The organism is Embleya sp. NPDC020630 (genome assembly GCF_044334985.1).
Lineage (GTDB): Bacteria > Actinomycetota > Actinomycetes > Streptomycetales > Streptomycetaceae > Embleya.
Map to the genome: position 1 here is coordinate 48,227 of NZ_JBIRUB010000020.1, position 22,173 is coordinate 70,399.

Annotated in this window: 18 protein-coding genes and 3 pseudogenes; 9 read left to right on the forward strand and 12 right to left on the reverse strand. The window is 70.2% G+C overall.

Annotated elements, in window-relative coordinates; genetic code table 11:
- Window positions 1-19 precede the first annotated feature (19 nt).
- The 9 genes and pseudogenes from ACH4XV_RS39480 to ACH4XV_RS39520 all read right to left on the reverse strand — a co-directional run bounded on the left by ACH4XV_RS39480 (window position 20) and on the right by ACH4XV_RS39520 (window position 10,713).
- A complete protein-coding gene (locus ACH4XV_RS39480; RefSeq protein ID WP_395797901.1) occupies window positions 20-1,720 on the reverse strand; it encodes an aspartate:alanine exchanger family transporter in 1,701 nt (566 codons plus the stop codon).
- Window positions 1,721-1,763: 43 nt separating this feature from the next.
- On the reverse strand, window positions 1,764-3,446 hold the full coding sequence (gene aspT / locus ACH4XV_RS39485; RefSeq protein ID WP_395797903.1) for an aspartate-alanine antiporter: 1,683 nt from the start codon (window positions 3,444-3,446) through the stop codon (window positions 1,764-1,766).
- A gap of 488 nt (window positions 3,447-3,934) precedes the next feature.
- Window positions 3,935-5,086 (reverse strand): hypothetical protein, encoded by a 1,152-nt coding sequence (locus ACH4XV_RS39490; protein WP_395797905.1) that lies wholly within the window; start codon window positions 5,084-5,086, stop codon window positions 3,935-3,937.
- Between the two features lie 106 nt (window positions 5,087-5,192).
- The gene (locus ACH4XV_RS39495) at window positions 5,193-5,666 is read right to left on the reverse strand and encodes a hypothetical protein (protein WP_395797907.1); all 474 of its coding nucleotides are present in this window, start codon (window positions 5,664-5,666) and stop codon (window positions 5,193-5,195) included.
- A gap of 40 nt (window positions 5,667-5,706) precedes the next feature.
- Complete coding sequence (locus ACH4XV_RS39500) at window positions 5,707-6,585, reverse strand: hypothetical protein (protein ID WP_395797909.1); 879 nt, start codon at window positions 6,583-6,585, stop codon at window positions 5,707-5,709.
- A 105-nt stretch (window positions 6,586-6,690) separates the two neighbouring features.
- A complete protein-coding gene (locus ACH4XV_RS39505; protein WP_395797911.1) occupies window positions 6,691-8,286 on the reverse strand; it encodes a protein kinase in 1,596 nt (531 codons plus the stop codon).
- 69 nt (window positions 8,287-8,355) lie between these two features.
- The gene (locus tag ACH4XV_RS39510) at window positions 8,356-9,117 is read right to left on the reverse strand and encodes a serine/threonine protein kinase (RefSeq protein WP_395797913.1); all 762 of its coding nucleotides are present in this window, start codon (window positions 9,115-9,117) and stop codon (window positions 8,356-8,358) included.
- Window positions 9,118-9,855: 738 nt separating this feature from the next.
- A pseudogene (locus ACH4XV_RS39515) lies at window positions 9,856-10,188 on the reverse strand (aldo/keto reductase); the annotation flags it as partial.
- Window positions 10,189-10,245: 57 nt separating this feature from the next.
- On the reverse strand, window positions 10,246-10,713 hold the full coding sequence (locus ACH4XV_RS39520; protein WP_395797915.1) for a VOC family protein: 468 nt from the start codon (window positions 10,711-10,713) through the stop codon (window positions 10,246-10,248).
- Window positions 10,714-10,825: 112 nt separating this feature from the next.
- On the opposite strand from ACH4XV_RS39520, the gene ACH4XV_RS39525 reads away from it, so the two are divergent.
- From ACH4XV_RS39525 to ACH4XV_RS39535, 3 genes and pseudogenes are all read left to right on the forward strand, one after another.
- Window positions 10,826-11,824 carry a helix-turn-helix transcriptional regulator gene (locus ACH4XV_RS39525; RefSeq protein ID WP_395797917.1) on the forward strand — a complete coding sequence of 333 codons (999 nt, stop codon included), beginning with the start codon at window positions 10,826-10,828 and terminating at the stop codon, window positions 11,822-11,824.
- 244 nt (window positions 11,825-12,068) lie between these two features.
- A pseudogene (locus ACH4XV_RS39530) lies at window positions 12,069-12,302 on the forward strand (alpha/beta fold hydrolase); the annotation flags it as partial.
- A gap of 566 nt (window positions 12,303-12,868) precedes the next feature.
- A complete protein-coding gene (locus ACH4XV_RS39535; protein ID WP_395797919.1) occupies window positions 12,869-13,564 on the forward strand; it encodes a hypothetical protein in 696 nt (231 codons plus the stop codon).
- Between the two features lie 220 nt (window positions 13,565-13,784).
- Here ACH4XV_RS39535 and ACH4XV_RS39540 read toward each other — a convergent pair whose 3' ends face one another.
- Together ACH4XV_RS39540 and ACH4XV_RS39545 are read right to left on the reverse strand one after the other, a co-directional pair.
- Complete coding sequence (locus tag ACH4XV_RS39540; protein ID WP_395797921.1) at window positions 13,785-14,645, reverse strand: SDR family NAD(P)-dependent oxidoreductase; 861 nt, start codon at window positions 14,643-14,645, stop codon at window positions 13,785-13,787.
- Between the two features lie 69 nt (window positions 14,646-14,714).
- A complete protein-coding gene (locus ACH4XV_RS39545) occupies window positions 14,715-16,211 on the reverse strand; it encodes an MFS transporter (protein ID WP_395797923.1) in 1,497 nt (498 codons plus the stop codon).
- A gap of 124 nt (window positions 16,212-16,335) precedes the next feature.
- Between ACH4XV_RS39545 and ACH4XV_RS39550 the strand changes: the two genes are divergently transcribed.
- The 6 genes and pseudogenes from ACH4XV_RS39550 to ACH4XV_RS39575 all read left to right on the forward strand — a co-directional run.
- On the forward strand, window positions 16,336-16,590 hold the full coding sequence (locus tag ACH4XV_RS39550; protein ID WP_395797925.1) for a YciI family protein: 255 nt from the start codon (window positions 16,336-16,338) through the stop codon (window positions 16,588-16,590).
- 630 nt (window positions 16,591-17,220) lie between these two features.
- The gene (locus ACH4XV_RS39555) at window positions 17,221-18,639 is read left to right on the forward strand and encodes a phenylacetate--CoA ligase family protein (protein WP_395797927.1); all 1,419 of its coding nucleotides are present in this window, start codon (window positions 17,221-17,223) and stop codon (window positions 18,637-18,639) included.
- Window positions 18,636-19,559 carry a hypothetical protein gene (locus tag ACH4XV_RS39560; protein ID WP_395797929.1) on the forward strand — a complete coding sequence of 308 codons (924 nt, stop codon included), beginning with the start codon at window positions 18,636-18,638 and terminating at the stop codon, window positions 19,557-19,559. The genes ACH4XV_RS39555 and ACH4XV_RS39560 overlap by 4 nt, the downstream gene beginning before the upstream one ends.
- Before the next feature lie 520 nt (window positions 19,560-20,079).
- Window positions 20,080-20,673, forward strand: coding sequence for a TetR/AcrR family transcriptional regulator (locus ACH4XV_RS39565; RefSeq protein WP_395797931.1), 594 nt, complete (start codon window positions 20,080-20,082; stop codon window positions 20,671-20,673).
- Window positions 20,670-21,551, forward strand: a complete 882-nt coding sequence (locus ACH4XV_RS39570; protein WP_395797933.1) for an alpha/beta fold hydrolase — start codon at window positions 20,670-20,672, stop codon at window positions 21,549-21,551. Before ACH4XV_RS39565 ends, ACH4XV_RS39570 begins: the two co-directional genes overlap by 4 nt.
- Before the next feature lie 44 nt (window positions 21,552-21,595).
- Window positions 21,596-21,718 (forward strand): annotated as a pseudogene (locus ACH4XV_RS39575) (AAA family ATPase); the annotation flags it as partial.
- A gap of 29 nt (window positions 21,719-21,747) precedes the next feature.
- Here the strand turns inward: ACH4XV_RS39575 and ACH4XV_RS39580 are convergent.
- The gene (locus ACH4XV_RS39580) at window positions 21,748-22,038 is read right to left on the reverse strand and encodes a hypothetical protein (protein WP_395797935.1); all 291 of its coding nucleotides are present in this window, start codon (window positions 22,036-22,038) and stop codon (window positions 21,748-21,750) included.
- Between the last annotated feature and the right edge of the window lie 135 nt (window positions 22,039-22,173).

Here is a 22,173-nt window from a genome sequence, read left to right on the forward strand (position 1 = left end):
GTCGGAATCCTTCGGCTTGTCAGTGGGTCAGCAGGACGATGACCGAGCCCCAGATGGTCAGCAGTACGTTCCCGACGGCGTACGGCACCGTGTAGCCCAGGGTGGGGACTTGGCTCTTGGCGTTCTCGTTGAGCGCGCCGATCGCCGCGGTGGTGGTCTGTCCGCCGGCGAGCACTCCCAGGAGGATGGGGAGTCGGATCTTCTGGACGAAGTGGCCGAAGACGAATCCGACGACGAGGGGCACGACGGTCGCGACGGCGCCGAACACCAGAAGGCCCCATCCGGCCTGTCGGAGGCCGCTGGTGAAGCTCGGCCCGGCGTTGATCCCGACCACGGCGACGAACATGCACAGCCCGAGGGTGTCCATGAACCACTGCGCGCCGGGCGGCACGTTTCCGTAGGTCGGGTACTTCCCGCGCAACCACCCGAAGACCAGGCCCATGATGAGCGCGCCGCCGGACGTGGACAGGCTGATCGGCACACCGCCCGCGTGCAGCGCCGGGATGCCGAGGCAGCCGCCGAGGAAGATGCCCAGCCCGATCCACACCATGTCGGTGACGTAGCTCGTCGGCACCGGCGTGCCCAGACGCTCGGCCGCGGGCCCGACGAGCCGTTTCGGTCCGGTCAGGACCACGGTGTCGCCGCGGTCGAGGGTGGTGCCGAGTTCGAAGGGGAACGCGGATCCGGCGCGGTACAGCTTCTCGATGTAGACGCCGGCCATGAACGGCTCCCTGCGTACGTCGGTGATGCTGCGTCCGATCTGGTCCTTGGCGGAGACGACGACGTGCAGGTTCTCGGTCGGATAGCTGAGCAGTGAGACGTCGTCGGCTTCGGGCCCGAGAGCGGCTTCGGGGTCGAACGCCACCAGGTCCTCGCGCAGCGCGCTGACCGCGAGGACGTCGCCGCGGCGCAGCGGTGTCTCGTCGACATGGTCGAGCAGGCGCCCGTCACGCCGCATCCGGGTGATGTAGATACGGCGGCCCGCGGCCTGCTGCGCGGCCTCGAAACCGGCCACGGTCAGGCCGTCGTACCCCGACCGCGTGAGGATGTAGGCGCGCAGGACCGTCTCGTAGTACCCCTCGCCGAGGTCCGGGTCGTCGCTGGGAACGTGCCGCTCGCGGGCGAGCTTCGCGCTCTCGTCGGCGAGGTTCCGGCGCAGCAGCGCGGGATAGATGTTGGCGAGCAGGACCGCGCACAGGATGGTGCCGAGCGGGTAGGTGACGGCGTAGCCGACGGCGACCAGGTTGCCCTCGGCCTGGCCCTTGGCGCCGCCGTTGCCGGGGAGTTGGGAGATGGCGTCCTGGGCGACGCCGATCACCGCGGACTGGGTCAGCGCGCCGCCCAGCAGGCCGGCGCTCAACCCCGGGCCGTAGTCGAGGAGTTCCGCGAACCCCCAGCACACCAGGAGACCGGTGACGCAGACGATGACGGCGTTGACGACCTGCGGCAGGCCGTCCTTCTTCAACCCGCGGAAGAACTGGGGGCCGACTTTGTAGCCCAGGGCGAACAGGAACATGATGAAGAACAGCGATTTCACCGTGCCGTTGATGCCGACCTCGATCAGCGCGCCGAGCAGCAGCCCGCCGATCAGGCAGCCGGTCACCGCGCCCACCGCGATGGTCCTGTACCGGATCTTGCCGAGCAGGAACCCGAAGGCCACGGTCAGGAAGACCAACAGTTCCGGGTAGGGCTTGAAGATCTCGTCCTTCAGCCACCCCACGCGCACACCTCCTGTGGACGGCTGTGCGGGTGGTACGCCGCCGTCACGTCCTGAGTCCGATGATCCCGACGAACACCGGCCCGGTGAGGGGCAGAAGGAAGTTCGAGAGGGTGTATGTGATCGTGTAGCCGAGCATGGGGACGGAACTGTTCGCGGTGTTGGTGATCGCGGTGATCGCCGGTGTCGAACACTGCTGACCCGCGATGGCTCCGATGAGGATCGGCTTCTCGATCTTCAGGAACCTGCGTCCGATCCACAGGCCCAGGAACGCCGGTACGACCACCATGAGGATCCCGGAGAGCGGCAGAAGCAGCGGGTACTGCTTGAGCAGCGGCCCGGCATCCGGGCCGGCCGCCAGGCCGGTGACCGCGATGAACATGGCGAGCCCGAGATCCTTCATGGTCTGGGCCGCCACCGGTGGATAGGCGCCGAATGTGGGTTGTGTCGCGCGGAACCAGCCGAAGACCAGACCGGAGATCAGGCAACCGCCGCCGGTGCCCAGCGTCAGGTTGGCACTGCCGATGTGGATGACCACCTCGCCGAGCAGCACGCCCAGGCAGATACCGAGGCCGATGTAGATCCAGTCGGCGCTTTCCGTCCGGACTTTCGCGCCGAATTTCTTCTGGAACCGGTCGACCTTCGACGCCATGCCCACCACGGTGAGGGTGTCGCCGTGGCGCAGCACGGTCTCGCCGGTCGCCGGGAGGTCCTGACCGACGCGCTGGAGGCCGGTCAGGTACACACCTTCGGTCTCGACGGGGTGGGCGTGGTTGACCGCGGTGACGGTCTCCCCCGACAGCTTGCGGTCGGTGAGGACGAACTCCCGTACCGTTATCGGGCTTTCCAACCCCGGAACGCCCGTCGTCTCGGGACCGAGCGCGTCGCCGACGCGCATGACCGCCTCGCGGCGGCCCACGACCAGTACCCGGTCGCCGGTGGCGAGCACCAGGTCGGGGGCCACGGACAACACCTTCCGCCCCCGCTTGACGCCTTCGATCGAGGCACCCCGCTCGACGGCGTCCTCCAGAGCGGCGATGGTGCTGCCGTCGCCCTGCGCGACCTGATACGTGCGGCCCACCAGCGCCGGCATCGAGGCTTCCTGACCCGGTTCCAGGGTGGCGTCGTCGCCGCGCATCTTCTGCCACAGCTCGCGGCTGGCATCGGCCAGGTCGATCTTCATGAGACGCGGAAACAGCTGGCTGGTCAGGATCACGATGGTGATCAGCCCGAACAGATAGCAGACGGAGTAGGCGGTCGCGACGTGCGCCTGCAACTCCTTGGACCGGGCAGGGGTGATCCCGCTCAGATGGGCGATGGCCTCCTGCGCGGTGCCGACCGCGGCGGATTCGGTCGCCGCGCCGGCGAGGATCCCGGCCCCGGTGCCCACGTCCAGTCCGCCGATCGAGGTGATCGACACCGCGAGGACGACCACCAACACGGCTTCCATGATCGACAAGGCGCCGAACCGCAGGCCCTTGGCGTTCAGATTGGCCACGAACCCGGGACCGGCGATGTAGCCGAGGGAGAAGATGAACAGGGCGAAGGCCACGTTCTTCACATCGGCGTTGACGCCGACGTCCTGGGCGCCGATCAGCATCGACACGATCAGCGTGCCGCAGATCCCGCCGAGGGTGATGGGTCCGATCCGCAGTTTCCCGACGAGGTGGCCCAGCGCGAGGCAGGCGAAGAGCGCCAGGACGGCGTTCTCCCGCAAGAGGTTGAGCACGTGGACCCTCCGTGACGACGCGCGACTCACCCACGGGACGTGGTCGGCGAGCCGTCTGAATCATCACATTCCACATCGATCCCGACGCTCCTGTCGGACGCGCCGAACGGGTGAACCGGGAGGGCCCGTCGTCGACTCCGTGCGAAGATCGGGCCCCGAAGCCGCCGAACCGTGCTCCGCGGACCTCGCCGGAGGATGACGCCGCCGCCATCGGTGTTGGTCGGCGAGGACACGGTCGCGTCCGGCTCGGTGCCGACCGCATGCCGCGTCGTGGTGGGCCGATGCCGACCAGGGACCTGCCCCAACGGCCACGGCCTCTCGAAGCGAAAAGGCGGTGCCGTGGTTGACCCACGGCACCGCCATTCGCCGTCCGGCGATCCGTCCCGGTTGTTCCTCGTCCGTCACCACGATGGGTGGATCGTAGTGCGAACCCCGTTACACACCGCCGGACTTCCACCCTCTGTGCGTGCTGGGCGTCCGCGCCTGCATTACGGACACAGCGGCACGTCGGGTAGTCGGTCGTCGGGTGACCCGACGTATATGTTGGTCATGTAACCCCCGTACTGCGGCAGATGAGCCCACCACTGGTTGGTGTACGGCGGGACCGTGATCTCCTCCCCTTCGACCTGGCAGTCGACCAGGACCTCCACCCCGGCGGGGAGGGTCGTCACCACCGACGATCCGGTGTTCGACCCATTCCGCACGTGCACCCCCGTGCTCCACGTGCCGAATCGGGTTCCCGTCGGTCGTACCGCGCCGGGTACGTTCAGCGAACGGGTCAGCCGGCCCACGTCGGTGTAGGCCTTCCCGTACGACGTGCCCGCCGGATGGAGCGTCAGAACCGCCACGATCGACCGGTCCCCGGGCCCGACGGTGCCGGTGGTGTGCAGTGCCGGACTGGTCAGGTCGACCGGGCCGGCCGTTGTCGCCGTACGGGCGGGAGCGGCCGAGGGCGCGGCGGCGGTCGGCCCGCAACCGCCCGAGTCGAAGCCCGACCAGCCCTGCTTGACCGCCCACGGACGGTCGAAGGCGGATGGGATCCCGAAGTGCTGGTCGAAGCTGTCGACCGCACACCGGGTGGACTTGCGCAGATCCTCCATCACCACGTCGCGCATCGGAGCCGGCGCGGTGTCGAGCAGGTAGCGGTAGATCCGGACCACGTCGGCGGCCGACAGCGCGGTGTAGCCCCAGAAGTTCGGGTCGTCCGGCGGCGCGGTGTCGACCAGACGCAGTCGGGTCACCATACGCTCGACGATCGCCCCGTATCCGGCCCGCGTCCACAAGTCCCCGGCCGCGGCGTCGTCGCTGCCGCGCAACATGCGGTCGAAGGCCGGTCGATCGACGGCCGGAATCGCATATGTGGGTCCGCGATTCCACAGGTAGTCCAGGGCGATGAGCAGTTTGACCACCGATGCCGAGCGGAACCGCCGGTTCGCGTCGAGTTGTTCGGTGAACGTACCGGTCTGCCGATCGAACACGGCGACTCCGGCGGTCACGCCGGCGGGCACCCGGATCGCGCTCGGTCCCGCCGCCGTGCCGGACGAAGCGGCCGGTCGGCCGGCGGCCGGGCTCCCGTTCCAGACTCCGGCCACGATCGCGGCACACAGCACCGGCACCAGCATCGCGAGCAGTCGGCCCACCCTCCGGGGCGGTGACCCCGCCGCCGAGGCGGCGAGGTCACCGCGCGCCGGGGTCAGCGCGACTCCCGGCGCGCGGGGGAGGAGGCCCCGGACGCGGGTCGCCCGGTCAGCAACTGTCCGTCCAACCGTGCGAGGCGATGTTGTTGTCGATCGACGTGTTCTTGGCTTCCCACCACCACCAGCCGTGGTCGAAGATGTAGCGGCCGCCGGAGAGATCCGACCACGTGTCGCCCTGGCCGATGCACGCGTAGACACCGCCCTGATCCTCGTTGTAGTACAGGTTGACCTTGTCGCGCCCGCCCGGGATGCCGTAATTGGCCACCGAGGACGCGCGGTTCTTCATTCCCGGGCAGCCCGGGTCGGCGCTGCTGGGGTTGTCCCAGTCTCTGGAGAACCCCACCCAGGCGCAGTGGTCGCCGCGCTGGTTCGGATCGGACCAGGCGTGGATCCTGCCGTCGGCGAAGGCCCGTGCACCCGACGCCGCAGGTCCGTTCTGCGCCGCCTGGGCGACGGGAACGGACGTCGCGACGGAGATCAACGCCGCCGCACTCGCGAGGACCATGCCGACTCGCTTCTTCATGAGCTGAATTCCCTTCGATTCGAACCGTGCCGATGTCGACTCAGCCGCGGGCGACGATGCCCTGCGCGCGGGTGAGTGCCTTGTTCTCCAGTACCTTCCGGTCGCGGACGTCCGTGGAGTACCGGGAGTCGATGTCCGTGCGATACGCGCGGTCGATGTCGCGGGCGGTGGTGCCGAGTTCGGTGGACAGCGCGCATTCGGCCTCGGCACGCGCGGTGGTGACCTCGTCCGCGCGGTCGGCCCGCAGGAACTGCTCGCGGGCCCGCAGCGGAGTGTCGTAGACCAGTCCCCGATCGCGCATGCACGCCGCCCAACCCTGGACGACTTGCGTGTAGCGCGCGTCCCGCACCACCGCCGAGCGCACGAGACGGGGCAGCGCCTCGGTGACCTTTCGGGCCCGATACCAGCTCGGCAGATCGCCGTAGAGCCCGCGCTGGGCGTTTGCCTCGCAGCCCTTGTCGCTGTGCCGGATCGTCCCCGATCCCGGGACACGGGCCTCCAGGCGCTGATTGCCGTCGCCGTAGAACGCCCGCAGGGCCGCCGACCGGCGCGGCTCCGCCAACGCGCGGAAGTAGCGCTGGTTGGGGTCGTCGTCCGCGATCGCGTCGCGTCGGGTGCGGATCGCCCGGCCGTAGCCGTTCGACGTGGCCCATGCCGGGTCGTCGATGACGTACGGGAAGCGGGTGTCCACCGATTCGGGCGGCTCGTCGGTCACCCGGAACTCGAACCCGGCCGCACGCATGCAGTCGCGGGTCAGGATCTTCTCGGCCCGGGCGAGCGTTCCCCGCTCCGCCTCGGTGAGGTCGCGGGGTGCGGGCGCGGACCCGGGGGTCGACGTCCCGTCCGACCCGCAGCCGGCGGTCGTCGCCACCGCGAGCGCGCAGATCAGCGCGGCCACGTGTCGCCTGCGATCCGCCATGTCCGTCCCCCGTTCCCGCCGATCCCTTCACTGGTCGAAACGGTAGGCGGGACACGGGGCGAACGGTCCCTGACGGATGTCAGGGTCGCCGGATGGCCGGCGGTTTCAGCCGGACGGGGCAGCCGGTGCGGAGGGAGCCGGCGGCGTGCCGGTGTACTCCGCGAGGTAGCGCAGCACCAGGTCCACGTGTGCGCGCGTGCGCGGGGGCACGCTCCTGGCCTCCCGGACCGTGCGGTCGCTGGTGCGATAGGCGGCCACGGTCAGGGCGGGCACGTCCTCGCGCAGCCCTTCCTGCTTGATGTGTTGGGCCAGCCAGCAGACGTAGACGCCCATGGTCGCGATCGCGTCGGGCGGCGACATGTAGTCCTTGCGACCGTCCCGATCGCCGTCCACCGCCCACGCGTTGAACACCCGCGGCGTCCACATGGCGATCCCGTACTCGTCGCTCTCGGGTCGCGCCGCGCGGGCGTCGAAGCCGCTCTCCGCCTTGAGCATCGCGGCGAGCAGCGCCGGGGTGACCTCGGCCTCGGTGCAGCGCTGGGCCGCGTCGGCGATCATCGGCCGCAATTGCGCGGGTACGTCGGACCCCGCGGGGATGTCCCCGGCGATCCGGCGCGGCACCGCCGTGGGCGCGGGAGCACCGGTGGCGGGGGCCGGCCGGCTCGCGGCGGCGGACGGGGCCGCCTCGGCCCGCGGGTGCTGGTCGCCGTCGCCGCGCAGTCCGAGGCCCACGCCCACCCCGGCGAGGGCCACGGCGGTCACCACCAGGGCCGCCACCAGGCGTCGGCGCCGGGGCCTGGTGGCGCCGGACAGTGCCCGCACCCGCTCGTCGATCTCCGCCGCGTCGAGTCGGGAGCGGGATTCGTGGTCGGGGGCGAGGCATTCGGTGATCAGCCGCCGCCACTCCTGGGGCACCCGGTCGTCCAGGCGCAGCGGATTGACCCCGCGGGCGTAGGCCTGGGCGGCGAGCGCGCGGGCCCGGGCGTTGCTGCCGACGAACGGGTGCAGTCCGCCGGTCAGGACTTGGTGGGCGAGTACGCCGAACGCCCAGACGTCGGCCGTGGGGCGGATCACCGTGCCGCGCTCGCCGGTGCGTTCGGACCACCACTCGGGCGGCACGTGGTCGAGCGAGCCGAGGGGTGGGATGTAGGCGTGCGTGCCGTCGAGTTCGGCGGTGAGTCCGAAGTCGGCGAGCCAGACGTCGCCGGTCGCGGAGAGCAGGGTGTTGGCCGGCTTCAGGTCGCCGTGTACGCGGCCGTGTTCGTGCATGTGCGCCAATCCGGCGGCCACGCCGCGCAGGATCCGCCCGGCGCCCGGTACTTCGAGCCCGGAATCGGCGGTGTCCAACACGTCGCGCAGGCTGCGCGCGGCCCGATCCATGACCAGGCCGACCACGGAGCGCAGTTCGGGGTGGTCGGGATCGTCGACGGTGACCACGGCGTGCGTGCGTACCAGGTTCGGGTGGTTCGCGGTCCGGCTGAAGTGCACCTCGCGGTGGACCAGTTCGTCCATGGAACTGCGCTGGCCCGGGGTGAGCAGGTCGGTGCGCAGGAACTTGATCGCGACGGGTGACCCGTCGCTCGTGCGTTCCGCGGCGTACACGCTGCCCCAACTGCCGGACCCGATCGGTTCGATCACCCGCCAGTCGGCGACCACCAGGCCGGCGGGTACGTCGAGCGGGGGCGGTTCGGGCTGGTCCATCCTCGGCATCACTCTTCGTTTCCTCGACGAACTCCGGCCCCGCTGTGGCCGGACCGACTTCGCGGCGGATCACCTGCCGCGCGGCGGCAACAGCGTCAGGTGTTCCTCCCGCACGAGGTCGAAGCGCAGCGCCAGGGCCACCAGGCGCTCGCGCTTGTGTCCGGTGCGCCCGGCCTCGTCCCCGGTGGCCTCCCGCAGGCGCAGTTTGGTGGAGGCGAGGTAGTCGATGTGGTAATTGATCGCCGAACGGGTCAGATCGGCGTGCCCGGCGAGCGGGCGCAGGCGTTCCAACACCTCGCCGGCGCCGGGCGTCGCCGCGTCGAGCGCGCCGCGCAGGCGTGGTTCGCACAGCGCGAGCAGGACCAGGAAGTACTTGGACGTGGGATCGAGCGCGAACGGACTGGTCGTCAGTTCGCCGCCGCGAGGTTGCGAATCCCGGTCCAGATAGGCGTGTTGAGGGGCAAAGACCTTGAACGACACGTCGCCGTCGGCAACCGGGAGCACCAGGCGGGAGAACTCGAACGGCACCGGAGCGCCGAGCCGACCGGGCGCGATCTTGAGGTATTCCCCGGCGCCTTCCAGGTTCTCCACGACATAGGTCACGGTGCGGCTGAAGTTGGACAATCGCCAATAGTCCTCGGCGGCGACCAGTTCCCCGGCCCGCCGCGAGACCCCGGGATCGGGCAACACGATCGATACCGGCGCATCGGGCGCCCCACGCCCGAAGTCGGCACTTTGCCCCGGCCCCAGGCGCAACACCGCGGGCCTGTCCGACACATGCCCTTCGATCCCCGGATCCGGGTCCGGCAACTGCACGATGACCGTATCCACCACGTACCCCCGTACCCCCGCAACATGCGAGCATGATAACGCCGGTCGACGCTCGGTGACGGGAGACGGAACATCGCCACTCGGCCCCCGGCCGGGGATGCGCGGATACGCGGATACGCGATCGGAATGCACCCTCCGATCACGTCACCCGAGCCCGCACGGGGGTCGGGACGGACCGCGGTCGCCGTGCATGTCACGTCGCACAAAGGCCAGTTCGACCGCGCACGGACCAGGGCGATCGGGTTCGTGCGCGGCGCGGGTCACCGAGTGGCGGCGCAGTGGTCCGATTGCGATGCGGTGGGTGGGATCAACTCGTCCGCTGAGCGTGAGGTTGTGGAACTCGCCGACGCCGAGTGTTGCCGCAAGCCGACGCCGGACAGAGGGAAGCCACCGAGCGACGAGGTGGACGTCACCGCGGTGTGCGACCGTGCGGACACGAGCTACGACCTTGCCGACCGGGAGGGCGAGAGACCGGCGAACGACAAACAAGGCCGCCGGCCGGGTCTTCGACGACCTGTACGAGCGCTACATCGACGGCGAGGACCAAGAGCCTGCGTCCGAACGCATAGCGGCCTACGTGGCCGCGCTGCTGGAGCGGTGGGTCGACGTCACCGATGACGAGGAGGACACCTCGCCTTGGTCGGCCGGTCCATTGACCGACGAAGCCGGCGGTCCGCTGATCTACTTCGCCATGCGGTGGAGCATGGCCGAGGAGGCGTCGGCATACGCGGCGGCGGCGAGGTGTGGCAGCGACAGTCCGGCCTGCTCGGCGATCCAGCGGCGGGAGTTGCCGCGCCGGTTGGGGTCGGATCCCATCGGGCCGTTGAATTTGGTGGCCAGGACGACGTCGTCGCGGTGGCCGAGCAGGGCTTTTCCGACGATTTTCTCGGTTTCGCCGTCGCCGCCGTAGACGTCGGCGGTGTCGATGACGTTGATGCCGGCGTCGAGGGCGTGGTGGATGATGCGGACGCAGTCGTCGGGGTCGGGGTTGCCGTACGGGCCGAACATCATGGTGCCCAGGGTGTAGGCGCTGATCTGGATGCCGGTCCGGCCGAGGGGGCGGGTTCGCATGGGTTTCTCCTCGGGTGGAGGTGTGCGGCCGGTCGGGCCGCACACCTCGCGCAACGGTCAGGCTTGGGTGTATTCGGCCGCGACGTCGACGATCCAGGTGACGCCGAAGCGGTCGGTCAGCATGCCGAACGCGGGCGCCCACCGGGCGGGTCCGAAGGCCTCGATCACGGTCGCGCCCTTGGCGAGGCCCTCCCACAGGGGGGTGACCTCGTCGGCGCTGTCGCCGCGGACGGACAGGAAGAACGGTTCCCGGGTGATCGTGGTGCCGTTCTCGCGACGCGTGGTGGGCGCGCCGGGGTCGGCGGGCGTGTGTTCGCCGGGTACGTCGTAGGCCATGACCCGGAAGCCGTTGTCGGCGACGACGTGGCCGAACACGACGTTCGTCGCGCCGGGCAGTTCGGCGGGCATTCCGAAGTCGGCGTAGGTGGCGACGGTGAGCCGGCCGCCGAAGACCGACTGGTAGAACTCCAGGGCCTCGCGGGCCTGGCCGTGGAAGTTCAGGTGCGCGACAGCGGTGAGCGACATGGTGTTCGGTCCTTCACGGGCGATTTCCGATGCCGGAGGTTTCCGGCGACAGGACCGACGATGGCAGCGGTACAGGTCAGAGAACGTCCGCTACCTGTGGCATCGTGAAAAGATGCCGATCGCCTCCTCGACGACGACCTCCAGCCGGCTGCTGGCGCTGTTGTCCATGCTTCAGGCCCGCCGCGACTGGCCGGGCGGCGTGCTCGCCGAGCGGCTGGGTGTCAGCGAGCGGACCGTGCGCCGCGACGTCGACCGGCTGCGCGAGCTGGGGTACCGCGTGCAGGCGATCATGGGCCCCGACGGCGGCTACCGGCTCGAAGCGGGCAGCCGGGTGCCGCCGCTGCTGTTCGACGAGGAGCAGGCGGTCGCGCTGGCCGTGGCGCTGCGGATCGCCGTCGGGACCGGCGCGGGCATCGAGGAGGCGGCCGCGCGGGCGCTGGCCGGTGTGCGACAGGTGTTGCCGTCGCGGTTGCGGCAGCGGGTCGACGCCCTCGAGATCAGCGCGGCCGGGCACGGCGTCGAGGCGCAGGTCGACACCGGGATCCTGCTGACGCTGAGTGCCGCGGTCCGCGCGGGGGAGGAGCTGCGGTTCGACTACCGCTCACCGGGGCGCGCCGAGGATGCCGAACCGCGCCCGCCTCGCCGGGTGCAGCCGCATCACCTGGTGGCGCGCGCCGGGCGCTGGTACGTCGTCGGCTGGGACCCCGACCGCGGCGACTGGCGGACCTTCCGGGTCGATCGGATGACACCGCGGGTCCCGAATGGGCCGCGGTTCGTTCCCCGTGAACTGCCGGGCGGCGACGTGGCCGCGTTCCTGGCGGCCCGGTTCAAGGGTTCCGAGAGTGCGGACGCCTGGCCGTGCCGGGGCCAGGTGATTCTCGGCCTGCCGGTGGCGGAGGTGGCCCCGTTCGTCGGCGACGGTGTCGTCGAGGAACTCGGCGCCGACCGGACCGGGTTGACCTCGGGATCCTGGTCCTGGGCCGCACTCGCGGCGGCGTTGGCCCGCTTCGACACCGAGATCGAGGTGGTGGCCCCGCCGGAACTGCGCGCGGCGTTCGCGGAGTTGTCCCGCCGCGCCGGCCGCGCCGGCCGCGCTGCGGGGACCGGATAGGGCGGCGGGCCACATCCCCACCCATCGCCGCGCCTCAGGCGTTCGCGCAGGCCAGGGGCCGTCTTGCGCGTGCAGCCGGGCAACAACGTCGTCGAGGATGCGGCGGTCGTCCGTGGCGAGTCCGCGGGCCGACGGTCCAACGGGGTGCCTTCCCCGGGGACCCGATGGACGACTCGCGCTCCACGAAGTACGCGGCGACGCCCTGGGTGGGAGCGACAAGACGGGGTGGTCGGCCGCCGCTGCGGACAATCGCCCGCTCTACCCGCTGCTGCACGAATTCCTGCGCACAGGCGAGGTCCCGGTGCTTGCCGTGTGGGGCCGCAACGACGAAATCTTCGGCCCGGAGGGCGCGCGGGCCTTCGCCCGCGACGCCGAAGACGCGGAGGTGCACCTGATCGACGGTGGCCACTTCCTGCTGGAGAGCCACCTGGGCGTCCTCGCGGATTGCCTGCGCGGCTTCCTCGGGCGGGTGCTGGGACAGCTCACGAGGTCACGGGCGATCGATGGATACGCGGACACGGCAGGGAGCAACGGTGCAAGGAACGAGTGGGGCACATACGTTGGCGGACAACCATGTGCGGGTTTGTTTTGCGAACCCAGGCACGTCCGAGATGCATTTTCGTGGCCGCACTGGACGACCTGCCGCAGATGCGCGGGGTGCTGTGTCTCTTCGAGGCAGTCGCCACCGGCGCGGCCGACGAATACGGACGGATGACGGGACGCCCACCCGCGATCGAGTCCACCGACGCATCCATGCCCGCGATCGCCTCGAGCAGGAACCCCACCGTTCCCGGCGCAGCGCGACGTGCGGCCACGGAAGGCCCCATACTCGGTCCGTCCCGCAGCATCGAATCACCCCCCGCCCGGCCGCGCAGGTGCGCGATGCCGTCGCTCGCACACGGCCCACGGCGTAAGCACCCTCACCCGCACGCCGGACACCCACACCGACGTCGCTGTCGCTGTCGGCCCGGCGACGTCTCCGCAGGTGACCGGGCCGGCCGAGCGGTCGAAGTCAACCGCCGCACCTCAACGGGAGAATCGCAGATGACCAGCCAAAGCACCCACGCGGACAACGAAGTACCGGATCCCTTCGGCACGTTGCGCCGAGCGTTGTGGATCGGCGGCGGCCAATGGGCCGGAAAATCGACCGTTGCCAGGCTCCTTGCCGTCCGATACCGCGTCACCGCCTATCACTACGACTACCACGACGCTCGCGGTCACAACGATCGCCGGATCGCCCGTCGCGTCGGCCTCGGCGAGCCCGCCACCGAGCCCGATCCGGACACGGTATGGGTGCACCCCACTCCGGAAGAGATGGCCGCCCGAACCCTGGCCGGCTTCCCCTATCGGTTCGAGTGGGCGCTGGACGACTTGCGCGCGCTCGTCTCCGGCCACCCGATCATCGCCGAAGGCTGGGGACTGCGTCCCGAACTCGTGGCATCCATCATCGACTCGCCGCGCCGGATGGTCGTGATGGTGCCCACGCCGGAGTTCCGCCGACACCAGCTCCGCGAACTACCCCGAGCCGCCTCGCTCGCGCACCGTGTCAGCGATCCGGGCCGCGCCCAGGCCAACCGACTCACCCGCGACCGCCTCGTCGCGGAGGAGTCCGTGCGCACCGCCCATCGGCTGGGGATCCGCGTGATCGAAGTCGACGGTTCACGCGATGCCGCCGCGATCGCACAGACCGTGGCCGAGCACTTCGGCCCCTACCTCCCGCGCCCACACCACGAGGCCTGATCACCACAGCCACTCGCACGGTTTCCGATCCCGTGTTGTGTTGTGGGGATCTCGAACTCCGCCCGGGCGCTGCCGGGTTGTCCGCAATTCGACGGGGTGTGCCGGTCAGCCGGCGAGGATGCCGGCGACGGCGCCGACGGGCACGGTCTGCCAGGGGCCGACGCCGGCCGAACCCGGCGTACCGGCTCCGTGGTTCGGCCGGTTCGCCGACGGGCGCCGGTCAGATCGTCAGGCCGCCGGAGACACGCAGATTCTGGCCCGTGATCCACTGCGACTCGGGTCCGGCCAGGAAGGCGACGACATTGGCGATGTCGTCCGGGTGTCCCAGCCGTTGCAAGGGCGTCATGGCGACAACGTGCCGGATGGCCTGCTCCGGATTCTCCCCGGCCGCGGCTCGCATCCCGTCCGTGTCGGTGGCACCGGGGGACACGCTGTTGACCGTGATGCCCCGGGGGCCGAACTCGCGAGCGGCCACCACGGTGATCGTTTCCAGCGCCGCCTTGGCGGCGAAGTACAGGGCCATACCCGGCACCGCACCGGACGAGGAGATGTTGACGATCCGCCCACCCTGGCCGAGCCTTTCCGCAGCGGCTTGGAGAATGAAGAACGGCCCCTTGGTGTTGACGGCCATCACCTCGTCGAAGTCGCTCTCGGTAGCGTCGCAGATGTTGCCCATCGGGCTGATCGCCGCGTTGACGACCACCACATCCAAACCGGCCAGGTTCCGGTCGACCTCGTCGAAGAGGTGCTTCAGGTCCGCCAAGCTCCCCTGGTCCGCTCGTACCGCGATCGCCCGTCCGCCGAAGGCCGCAACCTCGGCCACCACGTCCTCGGCCGCCGCCTGGTCGTGCTTGAAGCTGAACAGCACCACCGCACCCTCACGAGCCAGCCTCACCACGATCGCTCGCCCGATCCCCCGCGACCCGCCGGTCACCAATGCCGTCTTCTTCTCCAACGTTCCCACTGCAACTCCTTGCCATCGGCTGCTCCCCTGTTGGGAGTGCCTCGCGGGAGGGTCGTAACCACGATGTCGATCTCGACGTCCCCGCCGAAAGAATTCCGGAAACGGTTCGGCGCGCATCGCGACAACATGTCCTGCCGCATCCGAAATCTCGTCGTCTCCACCTCGCGGGCCTCGGGCGGCAGCGCGCTACGAGCGCGTCGTCTCATACTCCACAGGTGCCGCCGGTGCCGGTCGGGCCGCCGCCGGCCGCATCGTCAGGACCAGGACGGCCAGCCCGGCGAACAGGATCGCGGCCACCACACCCGTGACACGGACGGCGGCGGTGAACGCGTGGCGGGCGGTCTCCAGCAGGTGTGCACCCTGATCGCCGGGCAACCGTCGGCTCGTGGCGACCGCTTCGGCCAACGAGTCGGACGTGCCGTCCATGCGATGCCGGTAGATCACCGCGGCCATCACGCCGATCAGCGCGAGTCCGAGCGAGCCGCCGAAGTAGTTGCCCGTCTCCGACATCGACGCCGCCGAACCGGCCCGCTCCGGCGGTACGGACCCGACGACCAGCCCGGTGCCCAGCGCGAACAGCGGCCCGGTGCCCAGAGCCAAGACGGTGATGCCGATCATCACCACCGGGAGGGGACCCGAGGCGTCGACGCACACGAGCAACAGACTCCCCAGGGCCGACACCACCAGACCGCCGGCGATCGCGGTCGTCTGCTTCATCCGCCGGGCCAGCACCGGCGCGGTCATCGTGCCGGCCGCCACGCCCAGCCCCATCGGCGCGAACAACAGCGCCGCGGTGGCCGGCGAGTAGTCCAGCACGCTCTGCAGGTACTGCGTGATCAGAAGACCGGTGCCGGCCATCGCGACGCCGGCGAAGATCAGCCCGACGAGGATCGCGGTGAAGGGGCGACTGCGCAGCAGCCGCAGGTCCAACAACGGTGTCTCCAATCGAAGCTGCCGGCGTACGAAGACCACCGCGACGGCCGCGCCCACGACGAGCGCCACGGCCGGCAGGACGGGCTCGCCGTCCATGCTCAACTGCTTGACGCCGTAGACCATCGCGAGCACGGACACGAGTGAGAGCCCGACGCTGACCGGATCCAACCGGCCCGCCCGGTCGTCGCGGAACTCCGGCAGCAGGAGCGGCCCGGCGATCAGCAGCACCGCCATGGCCGGCACCGCGACCAGGAACACCGATCCCCACCAGAAGTGTTCGAGGAGGAATCCGGCGAGTACGGGTCCGAGCGCGCCGCCGGTGAACTGGCACGTCGCCCAGATCGCGATGGCCTGCCCGCGTTGTCGCCGGTCGTGGAACATGTTGATGATCAGCGCGAGGGTGGACGGTGCCAGAGTGGCGCCTGCGACCCCGAGGAGGACCCGCGTGACGATCAGCGTCAGCGGGTCCACCGAGAAGGCGGCCACGAGCGACAACACCCCGAAGGCCGCACCACCGCACATCAGCAACCGGCGACGCCCGATCCGGTCACCGAGCGTACCCATCGTGATGACCATGCCGGCCACCATGAGCCCGTAGCTGTCACTGATCCACAACTGCTCGACGTTGCTCGCGCCGAGGTCGGCGCTCAGCTGTGGGAGCGCGAGGAGCAGCGCGGTCATATCCATCGCGACCAGCAGCGTCGGCAGCATGAGGACCAGCAGCCCCCACCAGGCCCGGTTGGCTCGCATATGCACAAACTCCCTCTTCGCGTTCGACGTGTCGCCGGGGGGTCGGAGCCGTCGAATCTTTCTCGACACCCCGGCGAACGCCTTCTCGCTCCCGCGAACCCCCGCTCCACACCCCCGCGAAAAGGTGACCGACGGCGGACCGTTCCTCGACGTAAAGCAGCCGATGGGCGGCTTCTACCTCGTCGAGTGCGCCGACAAGGAACGCGCCATCGAACTGGCGGCGCAACTTCCCGACGTCGGGATCGAGGGCGGCTTTCGGCGTAGAGGTACGGGAGGTGCGGTTCTCCGACGGCCCGTCAGCGACCTGACCGCACCCGATCGAACGGGAAGGGTGGTTGTCGCCGTCCGATCATCGATCGATTGCCCGGAGTTCCCGTGACGGGACACCATCCGAAGTTCCCGTCGCAGAATTTGCCCGGACAACGAACCCGCCGTCGATCGGGCGGCCTTTCCGCTCCCGGGCAAAGGGGTGATTTGCCGCCGCCCGGCCATCGATCGATCACCCGAGTTCAGCCCGACAGAATTCCCCGGACAACAATTCCTCCGAACAATAATTCTCCGGTTTCGGATCCGGCCTGATCGCAATCGCTGCGCAGGGCTCGTGCCCCCGCCTGCGCCGCGGTCGAATCCACAGCATGACCTGGCGTTTTCGCCGGAAGCCACCCATTACCCGCGACCCGGGAGTCGGGTGTCGTCGGCGTGTCTGCCATCGCACCACGTGAATAGCGCCAATCATTCGATCGATCTTGACAGAGGATGAAACACCGCTGAACATTGTCGTGGCTCCACCGGCCGGAGGGGCTCTGGTCGAGAATTCGAGAAACGGGGTGTTGATATGTCCGCGATGATTTCCACGCTCAAGCACACGAAGTACGTCATGGGTTCGATGACGGCGGTGCTGTTCGGTTTCTGCATCAGCTGACCCGTGGATGGGGCGGGCGGCCGTGACCCGCCCGCCCCATCGTGCTCGGGCGGTATTCGGGGGTGGCGTGAGCGCTGGAAAGGGACCATGTTCGACGCGGGGATACGACAGTTCCGGATGGCGCTGGCGATGGTGCGGGGCCGGCCGATCAGTGTGCGTTCCGCCGAGCGGCTCGTCGAGGATGCCCTCGCGACGCTCGCGGAGTTCGGCTCGCCCGGCGAGGACGTCGAACAGTTGCTGCGCGGTGCCGACGCCGGCGAGGCGCAGATGCGCGCCGATCTCACGAACCGGGCCCTGCGGCGTACCGCCAAACGCCTCGCGGCGAAGTCGCGCTTCTACGCGGACCACTTCGCCGCGGCGGGCGTCGACCCGGCCGCGCTGAGCCTGGACAACATCGAGACGGTGCCCGTCACCACCAAGGCCGACCTGGTCAAGCAGTCCCGCGACTTCCTGTGCGGCGAGCCGTTCCTCGCGTCCCGCACCACCGGGACGACCGGCCGGCCGACGGAGGTGTGGTACTCCCGCTACGAGGAGCGCCTGTGGCCCGCGCTCGTGGCCCTGTCCCAGGTACTGCGCGGCAACATCCGTACCACCGACATGATCCAGTTCAACGTCAGCTCCCGCGCGACCGGCACGGCGTACGCGGAGATGCAGGTCGCGCGCATGGCCGGGGCGACGATCCGCATGGTGGGCCTGATCCCTCCCGGCGAGACGCTGGACGCCACCGTGGGCACCGACGAGTCGGCGCCGACCCTGATGGTCACCTACCCCAGCTACCTGGGCCAACTGGTCACCCTGGCCCGTGAACGCGGGCTCGGGCCCGGGGACTTCCGGCTGCGCGGCATCACCGTGGGCAGCGAAGTACTCTCGCCCGCGCTCGCCACCGCCGCCGAGGCCACCTTCGGCGCCGCCGTCGAGGACCTGTACGGCATGACCGAGATCTCCCCGCTGGCGGGGGCGTTGTGCCGGGAGCGGCATCTGCACATCGACGGGGGAGTCGGGCTGGTGGAGGTGTGCGATCTCGACACCGGGCGGCGGGCCGCGCCCGGGGAGCTCGGCACGATCGTGGCCACCCCATTCCACCCCTACCGGGAGTGCATGCCGGTCTTCCGATACGACACCCGCGACCTGGTGCGGCAACTGCCCGACACGCCACTGGACTGCGAGATGCGGAACGTGCCGGCGACCTCGCACGTCCTGGGCAAGGCGGACCACATGCTGCGTATCGGCGACGGCCCGGTGACCTCGCGGGACATCGTCGAAATCCTCGACGCGCTGCCCGGCGCGCGCTGGCCGGTGCGCTATGGCGCGGACGTGGTGGAGGGTCGGCTGCACGTGACGGTGGCCGCGTCCTCGCTGCCGGAGACGTCCGACGCCGCACGGTACTTCGCCGACGCGGGCCTGGACGCCACCGTCGAGATCACCCCGATGGACGGCACCCGACTGCGTCGCCTGCGCTGCGACCTGCTCGAAAACAGCTTCTCCTCCCTCGGGAGCGCCGTATGAGCGCCGCACAGGACGTGTTCTTCGTCGCCGTGACCCTCGCGATCGCCCTGGGCGTCTCCGTCGCGTCGGTCGGCTTCTTCCGCAAGGTCACACTGCCTCGCCCCGCGGTCGGCGTCTTCAACGGCAACGACATGATCATCATGATGGGCTTCGTGATCGCCCTACCCTTCTTCTATCTCGCCCTTCCCGACTGGCTGTTGCCGTTCGTGCTGGGCCTGACCCTGGCGGGCGGGCTGAGCGTCGCCTACGGCACCGTCGTACGGCGGGGATCGCTGCGCTGGGCGCTCATCGCCTGCCTGATGGCCGCCGACTGGCTCGCCGCCCGCGGCGCCGAGGACGACCCCACCCACGCCCTGCCGTACTGGCTGATCAACAGCGTCGTCATCCTCCTCATGGCGGTCGGCGCGGCCAACCTCAACACCCAGGGCGGGTTGAAGCTGCGAGACGTCTCCCGGTTCGCCCTGGCACTCGCCGCGTACGACCTGTTCTTCGCCACCGTCGTACCACTCACCCAGAAACTGTTCGGCGCGGTACAGGGCTACGCCTTCGCCCCCTCCGCCGGGGTCCGCATCGGCGAGTTCGGAGCCGTCGTGGGCATGGGCGATCTCCTGGTCTACGCCCTCTTCACCACCGTGGCCTACAAGGCGTACGGACGTCGGGGGCTGACCCTGTCCCTTTGCCTGGTCGCCACCTTCGGCGCACTGGCACCGACACTGACCCCGATCACGATCGAGGCCGTCACCGGACACCTTCCCGAGATCGTGCCCGCGCAGATCTTCTTCGGCCCGGCCGCGTTCGTGGGATACCTCGTGCTGCGCCGAAGCGGCCCGGAGCGGCGCATGGTCGACGTCCGCCCGCCCGCCCGGCCGGCGCCGGACCGCGAGGAGCCGCAGACCGCGACCTCCGGTGTCCGCGCATGAGTTGTCGCGGACAGTCGGGAACGGGCTTTGCCCGAATGGCCGTTCGGCCTCGGCGGTCGATCGGTTGCGGTGGGAGGTCGGGCGTGGTGAGGCGCGCCGGGTAGTCGGCACGGAAGCGGTCTTCACGTGTGTGGGAACGAGCAACCCGCGGCGCGGCGTGCCCTTGAGGAGGTAGCCGATCGCGCGGGCGGCCGTCGCACGCACGATGTCGGTGCCCGAGTCGTAGGTGGTCAGTACCAGTACATGCGGCGGCGCGGCGCCGGCCGTGATGCGCGCGGTCGCCTCGGCACCGTCCCCGCCGGGCACCGGAGCGGGTGTAGCCGGCAATGCGCGGGCCGCCACCGGGCGTGCCGCTGGAGGGAACCAGTGATCGGCGGAGGGGCGAGACGCACATCCAGCGGCGGTCGAGCGCCTGGTGGGCCATCCCCGACACCGATGCCCGCGTGGACGTGCCCCGGGCTTGCTTTCCTAGGGCCCCTAGGTTACACCTAGGAGCCCTAGGAAATCCTCAGGAGGGCGCATGGCGCGGGCCGGGCTGACGACGGAGCGGGTGACGATCGCGAGCGCCGAGCTGGCGGACGAGGTCGGGCTCGACCAGGTGACCATGGCGCAGGTGGCGCGGCGGCTGGGCGTGAAGGACGCGAGCCTCTACGCGCACGTCCGCAACCTGGAGGATCTGCGCGGACGGATCGCGCTGCTGGCGGCGGACGAGAAGACCATCCGCATCGCGGAGGCGACCGCCGGGCGGGCGGGCAAGGACGCGCTGATCGCGTTCGCGAACGCCTGGCGGGAGTACGCCCACCGGCATCCAGGCCGCTACACGGCAACGCAGACCCCGATCCAGGTCGACCCTGAGCTGGCCGCAAAAGCGCCCGGACCACGGCGCGCGGTCGAACTGACCTACAGCATGCTGCGCGGCTACGGACTGGCCGAACCCGACCTGACCGACGCGGTCCGGCTGCTGCGCAGCACCTTCCACGGGTTCGTCGCCCTCGAGGCCGCAGGCGGCTTCGCGCACGAGCGCTCGCCCGAGCAGTCCTGGGCCCGCGCCCTCGACGCCCTGCACACCCTCCTGGAGCACTGGCCCCCGTCCCGAGAAGGAGACTCGACATGACCGACCCGACCACTGGCAGCCTGCGCGTGCACGGCGCGACCCTGCACTACGAAGTGCGCGGCCGGGGCCCGCTCCTGCTGCTGATCCCCGGAGGGGCGGGCGACGCGGCGTCCTTCGACGGCATCGCCGACGACCTGGCCGCCGAGCACACCGTCGCGACCTACGACCCGCGCGGCATGTCCCGCAGCCCACTGGACGACCCCGAGGCCGACCAACGCGTGGCCGAGCACGCCGACGACGCGCTTCGGCTGCTGGACCTGCTGTCGCCCGGTGAGCCCGCCCGGGTGTTCGGCGCCAGTTCGGGCGCGATCACCGCCCTGCACCTACTCGCCGCCCATCCCGAACGCCTCGAACGCGTCGTGGCGCACGAGCCGCCAGTGGTGGAGGTCCTGCCGGACGCGGCCGAACACCGCGCACTCATCGCACGAGTACAGGAGACGTTCCACACCCAGGGGCTGATGCCGGCGATGACCGAATTCGCCGCGGGCCTGAAGAAGGACGGCGACACCACCGAACCGAAGGCCAAGATCACACTTCCGCCACAGGCGGCGGCGCGAGCCGAACGGACGATGGCCAACCTGCCGTACTTCCTCGGGAGCATCGTGCCCAACTTCATGGCCTACGCCCCAGATATCCACCGACTGGAGGCACTGTCGGACCGGCTCGTGCTGGTCGGCGGCCAGGACTCACGCGGCGAGCTGCCCTATCGCACGGCCGCCTTCCTGGCCGAGCGTCTCGGCGCGGAACTCCAGCACTTCCCCGGCGGGCACACCGGCCTGACCACCCACCCCGCCGAGTTCAGCGAACTCCTTCGCAAGGCCTTCCACGCCCACATCTGCCCACTCACCCCGGTCGACCCCACCGCAGACGGCTACTGAACGTCACATTCGTAACTGGCCGTCCGTGGGGAAATCCTCGTGGCCGCTGTCACGCGGCTATCGTCGACCGCCTCAGCTTCGGCGGCAACCTCATCGAAACCGGCACCGACTCCTACCGCCTCGCCACCACCCGCACCCGCGCAGAACAGCAGGTCTCCGCCATCTGACCACCACGCGCCACGGCTCCGCGACAGCCTCAGCGCTTTCGGATTCTCGACCACCACCAGCCGCCCACGTTGTGTTCGCCGACGGGACCAGGGTCCGGCAGCGTGCGACGCTCGAACTCGTCGTCACAGGCGTCGACGCGCACACCGTCGGCCCGATATTCCACGCTCACCCAGACGTGCGAGGGCGCCGCGTGCTCGGCCGCGTTGGCCAACGCCTCCTGGACCACGCGCAACGCCGCGGCTTCGGTCGCCGCGCTCAGCGCCCGCGGGTCGCGCAGCGCACGGGGGCGCCGGTCTGTTCGGCCCAGTGCGCCGCCCACCGCGTCACGGCGTCGGGGAGCGTCGCGGTGTCCGGCATGCGCGGCCGTAGCGCTCAACTCGTGGGCGAGGCGCTGATGTCGCGGCCGGCCCCCATCGAACCGCCCGATCCCGGGCGCCCCCGCCACCCGCGAGCC

Bases quoted from the DNA above. Each gene is read 5' to 3' on its own strand.
- ACH4XV_RS39495 (WP_395797907.1), bottom strand. From the start codon at position 5,666: ATGAAGAAGCGAGTCGGCATGGTCCTCGCGAGTGCGGCGGCGTTGATC.
- ACH4XV_RS39500 (WP_395797909.1), bottom strand. From the start codon at position 6,585: ATGGCGGATCGCAGGCGACACGTGGCCGCGCTGATCTGCGCGCTCGCG.
- ACH4XV_RS39505 (WP_395797911.1), bottom strand. From the start codon at position 8,286: ATGGACCAGCCCGAACCGCCCCCGCTCGACGTACCCGCCGGCCTGGTG.
- ACH4XV_RS39520 (WP_395797915.1), bottom strand. From the start codon at position 10,713: ATGTCGCTCACCGCTGTCGCGCACCTGAACTTCCACGGCCAGGCCCGC.
- ACH4XV_RS39525 (WP_395797917.1), top strand. From the start codon at position 10,826: ATGCCGATCGCCTCCTCGACGACGACCTCCAGCCGGCTGCTGGCGCTG.
- ACH4XV_RS39535 (WP_395797919.1), top strand. From the start codon at position 12,869: ATGACCAGCCAAAGCACCCACGCGGACAACGAAGTACCGGATCCCTTC.
- ACH4XV_RS39540 (WP_395797921.1), bottom strand. From the start codon at position 14,645: ATGCGCGCCGAACCGTTTCCGGAATTCTTTCGGCGGGGACGTCGAGAT.
- ACH4XV_RS39545 (WP_395797923.1), bottom strand. From the start codon at position 16,211: ATGCGAGCCAACCGGGCCTGGTGGGGGCTGCTGGTCCTCATGCTGCCG.
- ACH4XV_RS39555 (WP_395797927.1), top strand. From the start codon at position 17,221: ATGTTCGACGCGGGGATACGACAGTTCCGGATGGCGCTGGCGATGGTG.
- ACH4XV_RS39560 (WP_395797929.1), top strand. From the start codon at position 18,636: ATGAGCGCCGCACAGGACGTGTTCTTCGTCGCCGTGACCCTCGCGATC.
- ACH4XV_RS39565 (WP_395797931.1), top strand. From the start codon at position 20,080: ATGGCGCGGGCCGGGCTGACGACGGAGCGGGTGACGATCGCGAGCGCC.
- ACH4XV_RS39570 (WP_395797933.1), top strand. From the start codon at position 20,670: ATGACCGACCCGACCACTGGCAGCCTGCGCGTGCACGGCGCGACCCTG.